The organism is Streptomyces atriruber, from assembly GCF_001418325.1.
Lineage (GTDB): Bacteria > Actinomycetota > Actinomycetes > Streptomycetales > Streptomycetaceae > Streptomyces > Streptomyces atriruber.
The window spans coordinates 1-1941 of sequence record NZ_LIPN01000607.1 but is presented as its reverse complement, the minus strand read 5'-3'; the positions used below and the strand labels follow the sequence as shown (position 1 = coordinate 1941).

General features: G+C 73.9%; 1 protein-coding gene. It reads left to right on the top strand.

Translation table 11 applies throughout. From position 1 onward, the window contains the following. Nucleotides 1-1941: ATP-binding protein (locus AOK03_RS39150; RefSeq protein ID WP_055570103.1), on the top strand; the 1941-nt coding region annotated here is incomplete at both ends.

The following is a 1941-nucleotide window of genomic DNA, read 5'->3' as shown; positions in this document are numbered from 1 at the left end:
GGGCAAGAGCCGCACCGCGCTGCGGGCCGCCGCGGGGCTCGGGGAGCGGTTTCCCGACGGGGTGTGGCTGGCCGAACTGTCCGCCTTACGGGATCCGGAGCTGATCCCGGCCACCCTTGCGGCGGTCCTCGAACTGCCGGAGCAGTCGGGCATGGCGCCGCTCGACGCGGTGGTCGCGCATCTGCAGGGGCGGCGGCTGCTCATCGTGCTCGACACCTGTGAACATCTGGTCGACGCGTGCGCGATGCTCTCCGACATCCTGTTGCGCGAGGCCGCCGACGTGTGTGTGCTCGCCACCAGTCGGCAGCCGTTGGACGTGCCGGGAGAGCACTGCTGTCCCGTCGCGCCGCTCGCGCCCGACGACGCCGTGGAGCTGTTCGCGCAGCGGGCCGCCGCCGTCGTGCCCGGGTATCGCGTGAGTGCCGCGAACCGGGAGCGGCTGGTGGCGCTGGTCCATCGGCTCGACTGCATTCCGCTGGCTCTCGAGCTCGCCGCGGTGCGGCTGCGGGCCGTTTCCATCGAGGAGCTGGTGGCGCGGCTCGATGATCGGTTCCAGGTCCTGACCGGGGGGCGGCGCACGGCCCTGTCGCGGCATCAGACCCTGCGTACCGCCATCGACTGGTCGCACGACCTGTGCACCCCGGACGAGCAGGTGCTGTGGGCGCGGCTGTCCGTCTTCGCCGGGTCCTTCGAACTGGGGGCGGCCGAGCAGGTCTGCGGGGACGAGAGCCTGCCCGTGGGCGAGGTCCTCGGGCAGCTCATCGGGCTCGTCGACAAGTCCGTGGTGCAGCGGCTCGGCGAGTCCGGGAATCGGTACCGGCTCCTCGACACGCTCCGGGAGTACGGGGCCGAACGCCTCGATGCGGTGGAGGCCGACGGCGGTGCCGCGCTTCGTGCGCGGCACTTCGCGTACTACCGGGATCTGGGGCGGCGCTTCGAGGAGGGGCTGCTCGGCGCCGCGCAGCCCGAGCTGCACCGTGCCGTCCGCGCGGAGATGGCGGGGCTGCGGGCCGCGCTCGAGTATGCGTATGAGACCGACGGGCGGGCGCGGGAAGGGCTGCGGCTCGCCGCCAGGCTCTGGCCGCACTGGCGGGCCTCCGGGACGCTCTCCGAGGGCGGGTACTGGATCGAGAAGGGTCTCGGGCGCGTTCCCGAGGACTGTTCGGCGCGGGCCTGGGGGCTGCTGGCGACCGGCGCGTTCGGTGTCTGGACCGCGGATCTCGCGACCGCCGTCGAGCGGATGGCGCTGGCGCAGGAGTGCGCGGAGCGGGCGGGCGACGAGGAGGTCGCGCAGTTCGCCGAGGCGTACGCGCACGGGCTCGCGGCGCTGTGCGGTGATGCGGCGGGGCTGGAGCGGCTCGTGGACGTGCGGCGGCGGATGGTCGACAGCGACAACCGGCTCGGTCTCGTGGTCATGGGGTACGAGGCCGCCCTGCTGCGGGCCGTCCTCGGGGACACCGGTGGGGCGCTGGAGCTGTGCGAGCAGGGGCTGCGCCTGCTGGAGGGCACGGGAGAGCGGCAGGTCTACGGGTCCACGCTGATGGCGCAGGGGCTCGTGCGGTGGCTCGCGGGGGAGCGGGAGGCGGGGGTCGCCTCGCTGTGCCGGGGGATGGAGGCGGCGGGCGAGGTCGACGAGATCCTCGTGGCCGCGATGTGCTGCCACGGGCTGGCGTGGGCGGCGGCGCACGACGGGCGGCAGGTGCGGGCGGCGTGGCTGTTCGGGTACGCGGAGAACGCGCGGCGGTTGGGCGGGGATCCGATCGGGATGCTGCCCTCGCTCCTGGAACAGCAGGAGGCGGCTCGGAAGTCGGTGCGGGAGGCGTTGGGCGGCAAGCAGTTCGACCGTTGGCATGCGGTGGGGGCGCGGTTGTCCGGGCGGCAGGTTCTGGAGGCTGTGCGGGGGGATGCGGATGCGCCTGGGCGGGGGGTCTCGTCCTCGTC